Raw genomic sequence first — 15,685 nt, forward strand, 5'->3', positions numbered from 1 at the left:
TTAGAAACTCAAAAGAGCATTTCAGAAATTGACTCTATTTTATTCTAGCTTCATAGTAGACCTTTGTTTTCATAAATCTAAAAACAGAACCTATTATGAAAACAAAATTACTTTACGTATTCTTATTTATTAGCACATTTGCTTATGCCCAATTTCCAACAAACGATTTAATTGCTTGGTACGACTTTGGTGATGGGTTTTTGTTAGTTGATGGCGCAAATGGACAAGACTTCACCCAAACAGGTAATGCACTAACAGAAATTAATAACCGTTTTAGTGACCCATCAACAAGTGCCATAGATTTAAATGGCGATTATTTAACTAGACCAGATATAGCAATTAGTGGTAACACAGGATTAGATTTTGCTGTCACTTTTTCTTTTTGGTTAAAATCTAATACTAATACCAATGATGTTAAAACTGTTATTGATGACAGTACAAGAGATACTAGTATTGGTTTTGATGGTAATGATGTTGGGTATTATATCTTTTATAGAGATGGTAAAATAAGCCTTTCAAGTAGGTTTTACACAGCTAGTCCTGGTGTTAGTTCTCCTGTGCCAGAAGGATATGGCCATGCTCACCCACAAGTAATATCAGATGGTAATTGGCATCATATAGTAGTTTTATATAACCCAACATTTATTAGTGGGATCCAAAGAATAAATTCAAAAATCTATATAGATGGTGTTGTAAATTCTAAATCTGTTAACAATGGTACTTCATCATTTACTACCTCGCCAAATCAAGCAGGTAATGTAACGATTGCTAATAGTAGGTTTAATCATTTAGCCTTAGCTAATCAATATACAGATGTAATTGATGATATTTTAATTTATAATAGAGCATTGACTCCTGCCGAAGTGACTTCAATAGGAAATTATAATAATTACTGTTTTACACCCTCTTCATCTATCCTAAGTGTTTCGGGAATTACAGGAACAGAGGCAAACATTGATATGGTTAATAATAGTAATACTTTTGACCTTGCCTATCATAAAGCTTCAGAATCATTTTCTAATGCAATAATTATTTCAGGTATTACAAGTGCTACACCAACTTCTCAAGCTAATTTAACAGGTTTAGACATATCTACAGATTATTTAGTTTATGTTAGAGAACAATGTGCCAATGTTACTGATTGGTCTCAAGCTGTAATGTTTAGTACAGTAAGACCTTATGGTAAATTATATGTTAATCAAAATGCAACTGGAGCGAACAATGGATTATCTTGGACAGATGCTTTTACCAATTTGCAAAGTGCATTGACAGAGGTTATTGCAGGTGAAGAAATATGGATTAGTTCTGGAACTTATACACCACATGCATCAAATCGAGGTATATATTTTGTCATAGATAAAGAAGACTTAAAACTCTATGGAGGTTTTGATGGTACAGAAATGCAATTAGCAGATCGTACAATTGGAGTAAATGAAACCATTTTATCTGCAGATTTGCAAGCTAACGATGTTAATGTCTCAGATTACCCAGGAAACTATGCTAATACCACAAGAAATGCAGATAATAGTTATCGTGTTGTAAACATTACAGCAGCAGGAAATAATTTGCTTTTAGACGGATTAACTATTAGTGATGCTCATAACAATGCTAATGCAACAACGAGAGGAGCAGCTATAGCAAAAGATAAAACGATATCACATTTAACTTTAAGAAACTGTATTGTAAAAAATAATGTGAGTAGAAATGATAATGCAGGTTTAGTTGCAGAGTTTGAGTTGAATAATACATCAGGAACAAGAGGTGAGTTAATTATAGAGAATTGCCAGTTTGTTAATAATATGTCGCGATGGGCAAGTGGTATTTATAGTTTTGTAAGAGGAAATACTAATGTTGATATAACTGTTGCAAACACATTGTTTGATGGTAACATTGCAGCAGATCTTAGTAGTACTGTAACTGGTATTAGCGGAAGTGCTTCATGGTTTAGAGTATTAACTAACGGATCAAATATTACTTTGAATCTAACAAATAATACCTATGTCAATAACATAGATTTAGGAACAGCACAATCTGTAAATAACTTTAGTCGAGCAACCGTAGCGATAAGTAAAGCAGCTGGAATCTCTAGTGTGTTCAATGCTTCAGTTAATAATTGTATTTTTTGGGAGAATACAACTGCAGGAGGAGTCACTACGAGATCTATCACAGACCAATATACATCTCCTGCAAATTCATTAATAATTAATAATTCTTTAGATCCACTAAGTTTTAATGATGATAGTATTACAAGTACTAATACCATAATTAATTCTAATCCATTGTTTACTAATTCTGCAAATAATGACTACACATTAACTTCTATCTCGCCAGCAGTAGATACAGGAGATAATGTTTATGTTTTAGGAGCTACAGATTTATTAGGTAATCAAAGAATTCTCAATTCTACAGTAGATATGGGTGCTTATGAGTTCGATTCATCAACTTTAGGTGTTCATGATATGAGTTTAGGAGAAAACGATATAAAACTCTATCCAAACCCAACGAGTTCTATATTAAATATTGAAATGAATACGATTCTGAAAAATGCAATAATATTTAATATACAAGGTCAAAAAGTTATTGAAAGTGTATCAAATCAATTCGATGTTTCTAGACTATCAAATGGTCTGTATATTATTAAAATTGAAGATGAGAATGGTAGTGTTTCAACAAAACGATTTATAAGGGAATAGGGTCTAGTTTAGTTGTTGTTACAAATCTCGTAAGTGTAATACTTACGAGATTTTTTTGTTTAGAAGTTGAAACTAGAATTTCAGAAATTCAATCCATTTTACTAAGGCTTCATACACGACATTTGCTTTCATGAATTTAAAAATTCAACCTATTATGAAAAAAATAATGATAACGGTTGCATTGATTTTTACCGCAACCATAGCGCAAGCTCAAAAAAACCTTTATGAAGCTATTGAAGCTAATGGGGAAACAGCAACCTACGAAGGTTTTTCTGGAATATCTATAAATGACGATGGTACCATAGGTATTGTAAGAGGAAAACCAACAGTAACTATAATCGTAACAAAACTAGCTGCAGGACAACCTGTAGGCTTTGAGGCTACACCAGTTTCTGAAAATTATGGTAGTTTTGGTATGTCAGAAATAAGCGATTATGGGAGAGTAGATAGTTACCCAAATGTAATGACTATAAAGAATACTCATAAAAGAGGGTTGGATGGTTATATGGTCATTGACGATATGTTATTTGAGATTAGTTATATACCAAGTAACGGTATTCCAAAAGTTGAAGATGTTACTGCTGTATATGTCATGGTTAAAGATCGTACAGGAGAAAAAGATGACTCCGGAAAGAAGAAAGGTGGTTTTTTAGGAAGAATGAAGGCTAAACTAGAATTCTCAGGACAGTCACCAACATATAAGTATATTCAAACGGTAAATATCAAAAAAATATTCAATGAGTACGTTACTGCTATGAAAGCTAAACAAGCGAGTCCAAAAACTTCAAAAGATAGAACAGATATTGCAAGAATTAAGCGTGCTAGAGAAGCTGGGGACGAAGAAATAAAACGTTATAACGATTCTATAAAAGCAACACCAGAGTATAAAGATCTAAAGAAAAGAATAAAACAAAATGAGGTAAATTATCAAGCGTCTAAGTCAAAAAACACGGTAACGCTTCGTAACAATTCAAGCAGTGCAATTTATGTAGGTACTGATGGTAGTGATAATCCTGGAACAAGAATAAGTGCAGGTGGTACTGCTTCATGGGATTGTGGACGCGATGGGTATTTGCAAAGAATCACTAAATCTGGAGGAAGTAATGCTTATAGCTCTACAAAAACTAAAGTGTATAGGTCAAATTCAGGCTGTGGATCCACAATAAATATCAATTAGATACACGATAATAAGTTTGAGTTACTCAATTATATTTTAAAAAGAAACTGAATAAGGTGATAATGTTTAAGGTAAAATACTTGTATAGTGAAAATCTAGAATCAAGTTAAAAGCATTTATCATTTTCAAAATGTAAAGAATAAGTTTTGAGAGTTAAAGTCTAAAAAGTTTTTCAAAATATATAGTGTCTTTAAAAATGCTATTAATCTATTTTATAAAAAGTTGATCTAAAATTATTTAGTTCAGCTTTTTTTCTTCGGAAACATCTACTCTAAATACAATCCCATCTTATTGTATGATAGTGTTATAGACCGTTTAAAGAAATAAAATGTCACTTTGCCGAAAAATCTGACGTATAATTTAAATTCCTGCAAAAGAGTAGTAGTTTAGGGTCTAATCAATTGACACAATACCTTTTAAAAGGTATTGTGTCGTCTAGACTAAACTATTTTATTTGCAGTATGAAAACCATCCTCACCATCCTATTCGTAATTTTTAATGTCATAAATATTAACGCTCAAACAGATCTAGAAATAGGTTCAGTACATCTAGATAGAGCAGAACAAAGTTATTTAGATAATAACATGCGTGAAGCACGCAAGCATTTTGACAAAGCCATCTTATACATAAAAGAAATTACAGATAGTCGTGTAGCTCGTTTAGGTACTCTATTGAGTTATGATATTAAGGATTATACAAAAGCCAAAATATTAGCAAAACGCTATTTTGAATTAGAGAAAGACAACACTAAAGATAGTTATAAAGAAATGTTAGTGCTTTATGTAACTATAGATGATGATATAAAATTGAGAGAAATTGAAGAAGAACGTTTGAGATTAGAGCGTATTAAATTAGAGAACGAAAAACGTCATTTAGATTCTATAACCAATCTTTGGACACAAAAATCTAGTGCCTTCTTGCTAGATATTGATGATGTAAAAGCTTTTAACAAGTATAATTTAGCAATATATAGAAAAGCAGGAAAACTAGGTTTAATTGATGATCGAGGTACTATCATAATAGAAGCAAATACCTATGAATACGCTATAGATCATGACGGTTATATATTATTTACAGATGATGAAATGAAACCTACTCGAGTATTTTGCTACAATATCAGTACTAAAGAAGGGTATCAATTACCAAGTGTAACACAGTTTGACAATCAAGCTTATGATTATGGTAAATTCATGTTGCCAAGAACAAACGGTCTATTGGTTACTTATCCTACAAACACAGCAAATGTTCTTGTATTTGACTTAAATACAAAGCAGTTTCAATCTATCGAAGATAAAAAAGAAATGCTAAAAACGTTAAAAAAGAATGATATCATAGATAAGTATAATAAAGAATTACAGATAAAAATAGAGAAAGATTGGTTTGAGTTAGGAAATACTGTTGGTGGCGGAATTCACGCCATATACAATGAGAAAAACGAGTTACATGGGTTTTTAAGTACTTCAGAAGGTAAAATATATAGCTCAAATTATTACAGCCATTTAGGGGCTTTTTGTGACGGTAAATTTCAAATCATAGAAAACGGAACTAGTGGTTGGATGGATGCTGAAGGTTTGAAGTTTGATTCAAAACCCAATGAAAGTGGGAACTATTCTGGTAACTCTAAATATGTGAAAGTTAAAGCAGGACAATTTAAGATTTTAGAAAAAAATAATGATAGCGAAATGCTGATTTTAGAAGATGAAAAATTGTTGTTGCTCCAAGATTTTATTGAGAAACATTCAGTAAAAAACTAAATTTTATTTGAAAACAGCAAGGTGTAATCTCACGTTTTGCTAAACAATATTTTCTTCGGAAATTGTAACAGTGTAATCTGCCTCGTCAATTTTTAAAATGATTCAATAAAACGTATAAAATATGCTTTTTTTAAAATGCATTAATCAGTAAAATCAACCAACCAATAACCAAAAGTAAACCTCCTATTGGAGTAATAGGTCCTAAAAATCGAAGCTTTTTTCCTTTAGCGTCAGATAAGATTAAACCATAAATACTAAAAGAGAATAATAAAATCCCAATGGTAAAGCACCAATAAGTTGCAGAGCTTATAGTGCTAGAGTTAAAACCTAAAGCGATTAATACTATGGCGTGATACATTTGATATTTTACACCAACTTCAAAACTATGCAATTGATCGTTAGATAAAATTTTCTTTAAAGCATGAGCTCCAAAAGCACCAAATATTACAGATAACATACCAAAAAAGGCACCTGTAGCAATTATAATTTGTTGTGTCATTATAGTAAGTTATTCTATTTGTAAACCACAGGTATGATTTCTCCTTTAGCTAAACAGTATTTTTCAATTTGTTCTTCGGAAAGTTTAGATGTATAATCCACTTCATCTACTTTAAAACCAATACTACGAAGCTTATCAAAATAATCACGACCATAAACGCGAACATGATCATATTGACCAAAGATTCTCGCTCGCTCCTTTTGATCTGTAATTGAATTGTCCTCAAAAGTTTCAGCACGAGATAAATCTTGCGGAATTTGAAAAACACCCATTCCGCCAGGTTTCATAACACGATATAATTCTTGCATGGCTTTTGTATCATCAGGAATATGTTCTAACACATGATTACATAAAATGATATCGTAACTGTTATCCTTAAAAGGCAAATCACAGATATCTGCTTTTACATCTGCAATTGGAGATAATAAATCAGTTGTGGTATAATCTATGTTTTTAAGCTTTCTAAAACGTTTTAAGAAACACTGCTCAGGAGCAAAATGAAGTACTCGAACTGGAGAATTCCTTTCGAATAAATTTTCCGAAGAGAAAAAATCGGTTTCATTTTGTATATACAACCACAATAATCTATGTCGTTCTAAACTTAATGTAGAAGGCGAGAGGACATTATTGCGCTGATTTCCGTAGCCATAAGGCAAAAAAGATTTAAAACTCTTGCCATCAATTGGATCTGTAAACTTATCTCCTCTTAAAAAAAATGCTAGAATTGGACGAGCAACATAACTCAGCCTTATTAATAAAGGTCTAGGAATTGTGTTTAAGATAAATTTAAAGAGTTTTTTCAATGGCTATAAACTAGTTTTGAGAAGGAACATGATTTTTAAATTCAACTTCCTCATCGCTAGTAATACCAAGAGCTTCATGAACGTAATCAAACGTTGATAAAATCTCAGGTTTACCATTAATAAGTGCAATGTCATGTTCAAAATGTACACTAGGTTTACCGTCTTGAGTGACGATTGTCCAACCATCTTTAAGTTGTCTTACTTTGTGAGTTCCGCCATTTATCATTGGCTCGATAGCAACTACCATTCCGTCAATAAATTTCTTACCACGACCTCTACGACCATAGTTTGGCATTTCTGGATCTTCATGCATCTTACGACCCAAACCATGACCTACAAGTTCTCTAACAACACCATAGCCTTGAGCTTCACAGTACTGCTGAATAGCAAAACCTACATCGCCAACACGGTTTCCAGCTTTAAATTCTCTAATACCAACGTATAAAGATTCTTTAGTGATTTGAACCAGTTTTTTCGTTTCTGGAGCAACATCTCCAATTTCAAAAGTGTAAGCATGGTCTCCATAAAAACCATTCATTAATGCGCCACAATCTATAGAAACAATATCTCCATCTTTAAGAGGTTTGTCTGTTGGTAATCCATGAACTACAGCTTCATTAACACTGCACAATAATGTCGACGGACAATCATACAATCCCAAAAATCCAGGTAATGCACCTTGAGCTCTAATGAAATCTTCTGCTAGTTTATCTAATTGCATTGTGGTAACGCCTTCTTTAGTCTCTTTAGCAAGCATGCCTAAAGTTTTAGAAACAACTAATGCGCTTAGACGCATCAATTCAATTTCTTCTTTTGTTTTTACTATAATCATGTTATTTCTTTAAAAATGAAAAGAACCCCTTTTTTTGTTTAGGAATGTTCATGTTGGGTTCTTCGTTAGTGATGAGTTGATATACTTCTCCCCAGCCTAAGATGCCACCAATGTTTCTATCATCTATGTAAATATCTGCATAGATTTTTCTACTCACAGAATTGTCATATTTCTCCTCAGGAAAACTTTGGTTAACTGCATAAAATGTGATGTCATTTTCTTTACAAAAAGCGACAGCTTCATCCAGTTTTGAACCACATCTATAGGTCCAAAGAATGATTCTATGGCCATCTTGTTGGAGACGTTTCATAGTTTCAAACGCAAAAATACGAGGTTTCCCAACTTTTGGGTAAGCATCTTCAACTATGGTTCCATCAAAATCAATTGCTATGACAAGTTTATCTTGAAAATTCATTAGTGAGTTTTTGTTAGGTGCAAAAATACAATTTTTCGATTTTAATTAAACCAAAGAATGTTGAGTCATCTTGTCTGGTTGTTCAACTCCCATTAGTTTTAATATCGTTGGAGCAATATCACCTAAAATACCATCCTTGATTGTTAGTTTTTCGTTATCAATTAAAATCACAGGCACAGGATTAGTTGTATGTGCTGTATTTGGAGATCCATCTGGATTTATCATTGTTTCGCAATTACCATGATCTGCTATTAAGATAGTTGTGTAATTATGATCTAGTGCAGTTTCAATAACTTTTTTAACACATGTGTCAACAGCTTCACAGGCTTTTATTGCAGCTTCCATAACTCCTGTATGACCAACCATGTCGCCATTTGCGAAATTTAAGCAAACAAAAGCGACATCTCCTTTTTCAAGTTCAGGAACAAGAGCATCTGTCAATTCAAAAGCACTCATCTCTGGTTTTAAATCGTAAGTAGCCACTTTTGGTGAGTTTCTTAACAGTCTAGTTTCTCCTTTAAAAGGTTTCTCTCTTCCGCCAGAAAAGAAAAAAGTAACATGAGGATACTTTTCTGTTTCCGCAATTCTAATTTGTGTTTTGTTATTTTTCTCTAAAACTTCACCTAAAGTTTCGGTGAGGTTATCTTTATTGAAGACGACGTTTATACCTTTATATGAAGCATCATAGTTAGTTAGAGTCACATAATGTAAATCTAACTTATGCATATTTTGTTCATGGAAGTCGGTTTGTGTTAACGCTTCAGTTAATTCACGACCACGATCTGTTCTAAAGTTAAAAAAGATAACAACATCACCATCTTTAATTTTGGCAAGCGGTTGATTGTCATCACCAACCATGATAATTGGTTTGATGAACTCATCGGTTATGCCATTATTGTAATTGTTTTCAATACTATGGGTTGCATTTTGAGAATGTTCGCCTTCGCCATTTACTAAAGCATCATAAGCAAGTTTTACACGTTCCCAACGTTTATCTCTATCCATTGCATAATATCGACCAGTGATAGATGCAAGTTTGGTGTTCGTGTTTTTGATGTGAGTTTCTAAGGATGAAATAAATCCAAATCCAGATTTAGGATCTACATCTCTACCATCTGTAAAGGCATGAACGTAAGACTTTTTAACTCCGAAGTTATTAGCAGCATCCACCAATCCAAATAAATGATTGATATGAGAATGAACTCCTCCATCACTTACAAGACCTAAAAAATGAACTGGTTTATTATTGTTTTTTGCATATTGAAATGCATCAACAAGTGTTTTCTCATCTTTTAATGTATCGTTTTTAACTGCTAGATTTATTTTTACTAAATCTTGATATACAATACGACCAGCACCAAGATTCATGTGTCCAACTTCGCTATTTCCCATTTGACCTTCTGGTAAACCAACATGTAAACCATCAGTTCTCAACGTAGCGTGAGAATAATTGTGATAAAGTGAATCTATAAAAGGCGTTTGCGCATTATCAATAGCAGATACTTTTGGGTCAGGAGACATTCCCCAACCATCAAGAATCATTAATATAACTTTCTTGTTCATTAGAATGAGTTTTATGAAAAATCAAAGATAAAAGTTTAATACTGTTTATAAGTAATTGATGTTATAAAATGTAAGTATTTATGATTTAATTAATAGAAAATGGGTCTAATCGTCTTATCCGTAATTTAATTATGATAGCATTAACGTATTTATTTACAAATAGTTAAAAAAATGTTATTAAATGTTTTTTGTGTAACATTTCAAAAGTTATGTCGTCTTTATAATATGAACTGGTTTAAATCTGTTCAAAATCAAAAAACATTAATCAATTAATTTAAAATCTTTCATCATGAAAAAATCAGCAGTAATTATCGCAATCGCATTAGGGTTTTTATTTACAACCTTACATGCATCAAACAGCATTATGCCAACTTCAACTTACGAAACCGTAACTAAAAGATTGGTAGATCCATTTTGTATCTCTATTGTAAAAGGAGATTTAGATACTGTAAAAAAACTTATTGAATTAGGACAAGACGTCAACAAAAAATCTAATGGTTTAACACCTGCAATGTATGCTGCTAAGTATAACAGATTAGATATTTTAAAACTCTTAGTAGATAAAGGAGCCAAGTTAGACGTGAAATCAGCAAAAGGTATGACAGCAGAGAAGTATGCCGAATTATCTAATGCAAAAGATGCATTAGCCTACATTAAAGAATTAGATTCTTAACAAAATAGGTTTCTTTTTAGAAACAAATATTTGAGTTAGTTAGTTTGAAAACGCATCTTTTTAAGATGCGTTTTTATATTTTTGGATAGACTCTCTAATTTTTTCTATTCTGTTTTCTGGATCTGGATGCGTACTTTGCATTTCTGGAACGCGATTTGGTCCTGCAGCTGCTTTTAAAATTTCCATGACACCAATCATTTCTTCAGGATCGTAACCAGCTTTAAGCATGAATTTAACACCCAAATCATCACTTTCTAATTCATCATCACGACCATTAGTTAATAAAGTGTTTTGTCCAATACCACTTACCAAACCTCCAGCATCTGCTCCAACAGAACCTGCAGTTGCAAGTCCTTGCCAATATTCACTTTCTGCTATACGCTCAGCACTATGACGACCAAGAACATGACCAATTTCGTGTCCTAAAACACCTGCAAGTTGATCTTCGTTATCTAATTTAGAAAACAAGGCATAGGTGATAAAAACTTGTCCGCCAGGTAATGCAAATGCATTTATAGTATTGGGATCTGCAAGCAAATGAAATTCATATTTATAAGGTGTATTTCTTGCTATACTATTATCAACTAGTTTGTTTCCAACGTTATCAACCATAGCTTGATATTCGTTATTAGGATGTAATCCGCCATGTTGTTGTGCCATTTGTGGAGCACTGGCAAGACCAATTTGAATTTCCTCATTAGAAGACATAGAAATGGTTTGCATACGACCAGTATATGGATTTTCTTCTCTTTGACTACAACGTTTTACGACAAAAAACAGGGCGATGGCAACTCCAATAAGTAGTCTTATTTTAAAATTCTTTCCTCTCATGATTGTATTAATTAATGTTTTTAAATTTACAAAAGTTCCGGATTTATATCCAAAATATTTTGGTTGAGGTAATTAGTAATAAATTCTTCGGAAAAATGATCACATCCCATTAATTGCTCTGAAATGATAATATCTATCAAATTTAATTTTTGATACGCTTGCAAATATCCTTGTGAAAGCGGTTTGTAACTATAATGCCAAGGTTCATATTTAAAACCTTTTCTATTGGTTTCATTCGTGTAAACTAAATAGAAACCAAAGGTATTAGCATGAGCATCCATCCAAGTTTTAAATTTTGAAAAACAACCAGTGCCATCAAAATGTTTAGGATTCAAAACACTACTAGGTTGCGCAACATTTCCATCTATTAAATCAATGTCTGTTGCCCAATGATGTCTTGATGTTCCAGGTATTGTTGAGTATTCTATTATTTTCTTAATGCTTTCTTGAGCGCTTAAATCGTTATTAATATTTTGTTTGTATTTACGTTCCCAAATTCTATTTTGATGAGCGAAGTTCCTATAACTAGACACAACTTTTATATTAATGTCACTTTTTAAAGCCTCTTTACTCATTTTTATAAACGCATCATAAGCCTCTTGTCGCAATTTGTAACCATTGCCAAACAACTCAGGATTACCTTTGCCAATCAATTCATCATAAGAAATATTGGTTTTAGAATCTTGAAATGCAATCTGCGGAAAAACTGCTAATCCCAATCCAAATGCTGTTGTCCCTTTTATAAATGTGCGTCTCTTCATAATACTTTTGTCATTACATAATGCGTGCCAACTTTATCTATTTCAAAAGGCTGTCCTACGGTTTGGTATTCATTTTTTTGATAAAAGCGTACTGCAGTTTCTCTGGCATTAAACCAAATTCTCGCTATATGTTTTTCTTTTAAAAGATGTTCGCCATATCTTAAAAGGTGTTCTCCAAATTGTTGACCTTGAAATGTTTTTAAAATTGCCATGCCACGAAGCTGATATTGTTTTTCTTCGGAAAATTGCATATTACAATTTTTAAGAAAAGTAGCAATCCCAATGAGTTTCTCATCAACATACAAACCAAGGTGAATGGTGGTTTCTAATTCATCATCTGTAAATTGACAGTCTTCAATTGGTCGTCCTTCTCTTAAAACGGGATGTCTAACAGCATAAGTTTCTTTTGCTGAAATTTCTCGAATATAAAAATCGTTAGTATGATTATCTGTTTTCATGGGGTTTTACTAAATCACAGAATCAAACTTAAACAAAATTATTTAACTTCACTCTAAAATTAACGCCATGTCATTCCAATTCAAAATTCTCGAAAATTCTCGTATCAATGAGATTATTCCTTTAGTGCAAGAGCTTACGAGTTTTAAAGTTTCCGAAGAACTATTAAAAGAACGTTTTGCAGAAATGATCACTCAAAATTATGAGTGTGCTGTCATTTTTGATGACGAAAACTTAATAGGAGTGAGCGGAATGTGGTTTTGTACACGACATTATGTTGGTAAAAGCGTAGAAATTGATCATGTTTATATAGATGATGCTTATCGTAGTAAAGGGCTTGGAAAAAAATTTCTCAATTGGATCTATGAGTATGTGAAAACTAAAGGCTGTAACACAGTAGAGCTCAATACTTATGTGCACAATTATCCGTCGCATAAATTTTACTATAATGAAGGTTTTGAAGCTTTAGGTTATCATTTTTTAAAGAAGTTTTGATTTTGTGCTTGTAAAAAAGTAAAGTTATACTATATTTGCGCCCGGAATGCGAGAGTAGCTCAGTTGGTAGAGCGTCAGCCTTCCAAGCTGAATGTCGCCAGTTCGAACCTGGTCTCTCGCTCAAAAAGCTTTATCTTAACAGATGAAGCTTTTTTTATGGATACAACTTAGATTAGAAGTGAAAGTTAAGGTGAGAAGTTAATACAGAGAAAAGTCGAAGTAAACCTGCTTTCTAGCTCAAAAAAAATCCTCATCAATGCGATAAGGTTTTTTTTGTTTATAACGAATTTTAGTACAATTTTAAAAAGGAAATTACTTCAGTTCACTCAATAAACTTCCCGTCTCAATTTCGTAAGGAGCTTTATTATATTCAAAAATGCGAGCATCTAAGTTGCCTTTTAAAGTAATCGTATCACCTTTGACTTCTAGCCAACTTCCTTCTCTAATTCCAACAACAGGTTGTGTATTAAATTTATGAAACTCCTTAATTCTTGTTTCACGTGTTTCTCCCATATGTTTACTGGTTGGGTCTGGATCTAAATAATGTGGATTGATATTAAAAGGCACAAACCCAAAGGTTTTAAAACTTGGTGGATACACAATTGGCATATCGTTGGTTGTGTTCATTGTGAGTCCGCAAATATTACTACCAGCACTTGTGCCAAGATAAGGGGTTCCATTTTTCACTTCGGTTTTTATAATATCTATCAAATTGTTTCTATACAATTGATTTACTAAAACAAATGTGTTACCACCACCTGTAAAAATACCTTTAGCATTTTCTATAGCTTCTTTTGGGTTATTAAATTCATGAATCCCAATGACTTTTTTATCAATTTTATTAAAAGCGATGTTTACTTTGGCTGTATATTCATCATGAGTTATTCCTCCAGGTCTTGCGTATGGGATGAATAAAATTTCTGAGGTATTTTTAAAAAACTCACGAAGTTCTTCCAATAAATAATCTAGTGATTCTCCACCATGAATTGTTGATGTACTTGCTATAATAATATTTCTCATTGGTTACAATTTTTTGTAAATTTATGTAAAGCGTTAATTTAACAAAAGTTTAGTTGGGCTTTATTAAAAAATTAAGTTTTCAAATCCTTTATTTACATATCTAAACCAAAAACTATGAAAAAATTACTACTCTTATTTTTACTTTCTGTGTCTTTTACAATGACCTCACAAATATCAAAACGTATAAAGGTTGATGGTAAAATTATTGTTGAAGGTCAAGATGTTGATGCAATTACAGTCTTCAATACATCTTCTAATAAAGGTGTTATTACAAATGTCAATGGCGAATTTACAATAGAAGTTGGTTTAAATGATTTAATAGAGTTTAGAGCATTACAGTATCAAAATTTTGATTTACGTGTTACAGAAGCCATAATGCAATCCAAGCGTATGCGCGTGTTTTTAATTGAAGAAATTAATAAACTTGATGAGATTTTGGTCTTAACAAAAGGATTATCTGGCGATTTGCCAACAGATGTTTCAACAGTAAAGACCTTCAATCCTAAATTAGATGCGCTTTACTTCGGAATTAAAAAAAGCGACGAGTATGAGTTTACAGATGATCCACGTTCTGGTATTGAAAATGAAGTGATGCATTCTCAATCTACAACTATGGTTAATGGTTTAAATATAGTGAATGTTGTAGACCAATTATTATTGCCTTTATTTAGGTCTAAGGTTGAAAACAAGAAGACTGTTGGTGTACCAGATGTACCAGTAAGCTCTATAAAATACTATTTTGGATCTGAGTTTATCATTGATAATTTTAATATTCCAGCTCATCGTGTTGAGGAGTTTATAAGATTTGTACAAGATGATGTAGATTTTGATTACACACATTTGAATTACGGTAAAGAATTAGAGTTTTTAGAAGTTCTAAACACAAAAAGTAAAGAATTTTTAAAAATGAATAGTGATAAAGATTAAGTGTTTCCTTTTTTTATTAATTGTCCTTTTTTCTTCGGAAATATCTGCTCAAACAAAAGATATCAAAGGAAAGATTATTGCTGATGGTGATCTCGATAGGATTCATGTTATTAATAAAACAGTGAGTAAGTTTACAATTACAAACGATTTAGGTGAATTTGTAATACCTGTAAAACAGAATGATACACTTGTGATTTCAGGAGTTCAATATGTGCCAAAAGAAATTCTCATCACAGATATTATAATGCAAACTAAAGCGGTTACTATCAATCTTGAAGATAATATTAACCTATTGGATGAAGTTGTAGTAGGTAAGATTTTAACAGGAAACTTAATGACAGATGTTGAAAATAGCGATGCCAAAAGAGAAATGAATTTCTATGACATAGGCATTCCTGGTTACACAGGTCCTAAAAAGACGCAAAGTGAAAGACGTTTGTATGAAGCGCAAACTGGAGGTGGAATAGTTCCTTTAAACCCGTTAATTAATTACATAACTGGTCGTACTAAACGTCTTAAAGAACAGATTGCACGAGAGGAATTATCAATAGCTATTGAAGAAGCTAAAGCAAAATTCTCTAAGTTAATTTTTGAGCATGAAACGTTTAGTGAAGTAATGCAAAATGAATATTTCTTGTTTTGTGGAGATGATCCAGCTTTTATAGAATTGAGTGACTTGGGTAATGATATTAAGATGCTACAGTTTTTAAAAGATAAATTAGAAGCCTTCAAAGTACATGTTGAAAACGATTAGGAACATATTATTTCTTTTTATCATGCTATTGA

At 32.2% G+C, this 15,685-nt stretch carries 16 protein-coding genes and 1 tRNA gene; 8 read left to right on the forward strand and 9 right to left on the reverse strand.

From position 1 onward, the window contains the following. Positions 1-95: 95 nt before the first annotated feature. From IM744_RS14875 to IM744_RS14885, 3 genes are all read left to right on the forward strand, one after another. Positions 96-2,693: a T9SS type A sorting domain-containing protein gene (locus IM744_RS14875; protein ID WP_194508947.1), complete on the forward strand. Its 2,598-nt coding sequence runs from the start codon at positions 96-98 to the stop codon at positions 2,691-2,693. A 154-nt stretch (positions 2,694-2,847) separates the two neighbouring features. Further along, on the forward strand, positions 2,848-3,870 hold the full coding sequence (locus IM744_RS14880; RefSeq protein WP_194508948.1) for a hypothetical protein: 1,023 nt from the start codon (positions 2,848-2,850) through the stop codon (positions 3,868-3,870). A gap of 461 nt (positions 3,871-4,331) precedes the next feature. Further along, positions 4,332-5,624 (forward strand): hypothetical protein, encoded by a 1,293-nt coding sequence (locus tag IM744_RS14885; RefSeq protein WP_194508949.1) that lies wholly within the window; start codon positions 4,332-4,334, stop codon positions 5,622-5,624. A 130-nt stretch (positions 5,625-5,754) separates the two neighbouring features. Here the strand turns inward: IM744_RS14885 and IM744_RS14890 are convergent, their stop codons facing one another. The 5 genes from IM744_RS14890 to gpmI are packed head-to-tail and all read right to left on the reverse strand — an operon-like array spanning position 5,755 to position 9,736. After that, positions 5,755-6,123, reverse strand: a complete 369-nt coding sequence (locus IM744_RS14890) for a DUF423 domain-containing protein (RefSeq protein ID WP_194508950.1) — start codon at positions 6,121-6,123, stop codon at positions 5,755-5,757. A gap of 14 nt (positions 6,124-6,137) precedes the next feature. Next, on the reverse strand, positions 6,138-6,926 hold the full coding sequence (locus IM744_RS14895) for a class I SAM-dependent methyltransferase (RefSeq protein WP_194508951.1): 789 nt from the start codon (positions 6,924-6,926) through the stop codon (positions 6,138-6,140). Between the two features lie 10 nt (positions 6,927-6,936). Then, entirely contained in the window at positions 6,937-7,758 is an 822-nt protein-coding gene (map, locus tag IM744_RS14900) for a type I methionyl aminopeptidase (RefSeq protein ID WP_194508952.1), read from the reverse strand. A gap of 1 nt (position 7,759) precedes the next feature. After that, positions 7,760-8,173 carry a BT0820 family HAD-type phosphatase gene (locus tag IM744_RS14905; RefSeq protein ID WP_194508953.1) on the reverse strand — a complete coding sequence of 138 codons (414 nt, stop codon included), beginning with the start codon at positions 8,171-8,173 and terminating at the stop codon, positions 7,760-7,762. Between the two features lie 45 nt (positions 8,174-8,218). Next, the gene (gene gpmI / locus IM744_RS14910) at positions 8,219-9,736 is read right to left on the reverse strand and encodes a 2,3-bisphosphoglycerate-independent phosphoglycerate mutase (protein WP_194508954.1); all 1,518 of its coding nucleotides are present in this window, start codon (positions 9,734-9,736) and stop codon (positions 8,219-8,221) included. A gap of 289 nt (positions 9,737-10,025) precedes the next feature. Between gpmI and IM744_RS14915 the strand changes: the two genes are divergently transcribed. After that, positions 10,026-10,409, forward strand: coding sequence for an ankyrin repeat domain-containing protein (locus IM744_RS14915; RefSeq protein ID WP_194508955.1), 384 nt, complete (start codon positions 10,026-10,028; stop codon positions 10,407-10,409). 60 nt (positions 10,410-10,469) lie between these two features. Here the strand turns inward: IM744_RS14915 and IM744_RS14920 are convergent, their stop codons facing one another. Genes IM744_RS14920 through IM744_RS14930 form a run of 3 tightly spaced genes read right to left on the reverse strand, consistent with a single transcriptional unit; the run spans position 10,470 to position 12,459 of the window. Continuing rightward, the gene (locus tag IM744_RS14920; protein WP_194508956.1) at positions 10,470-11,240 is read right to left on the reverse strand and encodes a M48 family metalloprotease; all 771 of its coding nucleotides are present in this window, start codon (positions 11,238-11,240) and stop codon (positions 10,470-10,472) included. 26 nt (positions 11,241-11,266) lie between these two features. Then, positions 11,267-12,001, reverse strand: a complete 735-nt coding sequence (locus tag IM744_RS14925; RefSeq protein ID WP_194508957.1) for a M15 family metallopeptidase — start codon at positions 11,999-12,001, stop codon at positions 11,267-11,269. Then, positions 11,998-12,459 (reverse strand): GNAT family N-acetyltransferase, encoded by a 462-nt coding sequence (locus IM744_RS14930; protein ID WP_194508958.1) that lies wholly within the window; start codon positions 12,457-12,459, stop codon positions 11,998-12,000. The genes IM744_RS14925 and IM744_RS14930 overlap by 4 nt, the downstream gene beginning before the upstream one ends. A 67-nt stretch (positions 12,460-12,526) precedes the next feature. Between IM744_RS14930 and IM744_RS14935 the strand changes: the two genes are divergently transcribed. After that, the gene (locus tag IM744_RS14935) at positions 12,527-12,952 is read left to right on the forward strand and encodes a GNAT family N-acetyltransferase (protein WP_194508959.1); all 426 of its coding nucleotides are present in this window, start codon (positions 12,527-12,529) and stop codon (positions 12,950-12,952) included. A gap of 48 nt (positions 12,953-13,000) precedes the next feature. Further along, a tRNA-Gly gene (locus IM744_RS14940) sits at positions 13,001-13,073 on the forward strand. A 191-nt stretch (positions 13,074-13,264) separates the two neighbouring features. Here the strand turns inward: IM744_RS14940 and pepE are convergent. Further along, positions 13,265-13,972, reverse strand: a complete 708-nt coding sequence (gene pepE / locus IM744_RS14945) for a dipeptidase PepE (protein ID WP_194508960.1) — start codon at positions 13,970-13,972, stop codon at positions 13,265-13,267. Between the two features lie 114 nt (positions 13,973-14,086). Here pepE and IM744_RS14950 point away from each other — a divergent pair, with 114 nt between their 5' ends. Together IM744_RS14950 and IM744_RS14955 are read left to right on the forward strand one after the other, a co-directional pair. After that, entirely contained in the window at positions 14,087-14,899 is an 813-nt protein-coding gene (locus tag IM744_RS14950) for a hypothetical protein (RefSeq protein ID WP_194508961.1), read from the forward strand. Then, positions 14,886-15,653: a carboxypeptidase-like regulatory domain-containing protein gene (locus tag IM744_RS14955; protein ID WP_194508962.1), complete on the forward strand. Its 768-nt coding sequence runs from the start codon at positions 14,886-14,888 to the stop codon at positions 15,651-15,653. The genes IM744_RS14950 and IM744_RS14955 overlap by 14 nt, the downstream gene beginning before the upstream one ends. The last annotated feature ends 32 nt before the right edge of the window (positions 15,654-15,685 follow it).

Source organism: Psychroserpens luteus (assembly GCF_015319355.1).
Classification (GTDB): domain Bacteria; phylum Bacteroidota; class Bacteroidia; order Flavobacteriales; family Flavobacteriaceae; genus Psychroserpens; species Psychroserpens luteus.

What these genes read in the sequence shown, in the direction of transcription:
- IM744_RS14875 (WP_194508947.1), top strand. Translation starts at nt 96, where the DNA reads ATGAAAACAAAATTACTTTACGTATTCTTATTTATTAGCACATTTGCT.
- IM744_RS14880 (WP_194508948.1), top strand. Translation starts at nt 2,848, where the DNA reads ATGAAAAAAATAATGATAACGGTTGCATTGATTTTTACCGCAACCATA.
- IM744_RS14885 (WP_194508949.1), top strand. Translation starts at nt 4,332, where the DNA reads ATGAAAACCATCCTCACCATCCTATTCGTAATTTTTAATGTCATAAAT.
- IM744_RS14890 (WP_194508950.1), bottom strand. Translation starts at nt 6,123, where the DNA reads ATGACACAACAAATTATAATTGCTACAGGTGCCTTTTTTGGTATGTTA.
- map (WP_194508952.1), bottom strand. Translation starts at nt 7,758, where the DNA reads ATGATTATAGTAAAAACAAAAGAAGAAATTGAATTGATGCGTCTAAGC.
- IM744_RS14905 (WP_194508953.1), bottom strand. Translation starts at nt 8,173, where the DNA reads ATGAATTTTCAAGATAAACTTGTCATAGCAATTGATTTTGATGGAACC.
- gpmI (WP_194508954.1), bottom strand. Translation starts at nt 9,736, where the DNA reads ATGAACAAGAAAGTTATATTAATGATTCTTGATGGTTGGGGAATGTCT.
- IM744_RS14915 (WP_194508955.1), top strand. Translation starts at nt 10,026, where the DNA reads ATGAAAAAATCAGCAGTAATTATCGCAATCGCATTAGGGTTTTTATTT.
- IM744_RS14920 (WP_194508956.1), bottom strand. Translation starts at nt 11,240, where the DNA reads ATGAGAGGAAAGAATTTTAAAATAAGACTACTTATTGGAGTTGCCATC.
- IM744_RS14925 (WP_194508957.1), bottom strand. Translation starts at nt 12,001, where the DNA reads ATGAAGAGACGCACATTTATAAAAGGGACAACAGCATTTGGATTGGGA.
- IM744_RS14930 (WP_194508958.1), bottom strand. Translation starts at nt 12,459, where the DNA reads ATGAAAACAGATAATCATACTAACGATTTTTATATTCGAGAAATTTCA.
- IM744_RS14935 (WP_194508959.1), top strand. Translation starts at nt 12,527, where the DNA reads ATGTCATTCCAATTCAAAATTCTCGAAAATTCTCGTATCAATGAGATT.
- pepE (WP_194508960.1), bottom strand. Translation starts at nt 13,972, where the DNA reads ATGAGAAATATTATTATAGCAAGTACATCAACAATTCATGGTGGAGAA.
- IM744_RS14950 (WP_194508961.1), top strand. Translation starts at nt 14,087, where the DNA reads ATGAAAAAATTACTACTCTTATTTTTACTTTCTGTGTCTTTTACAATG.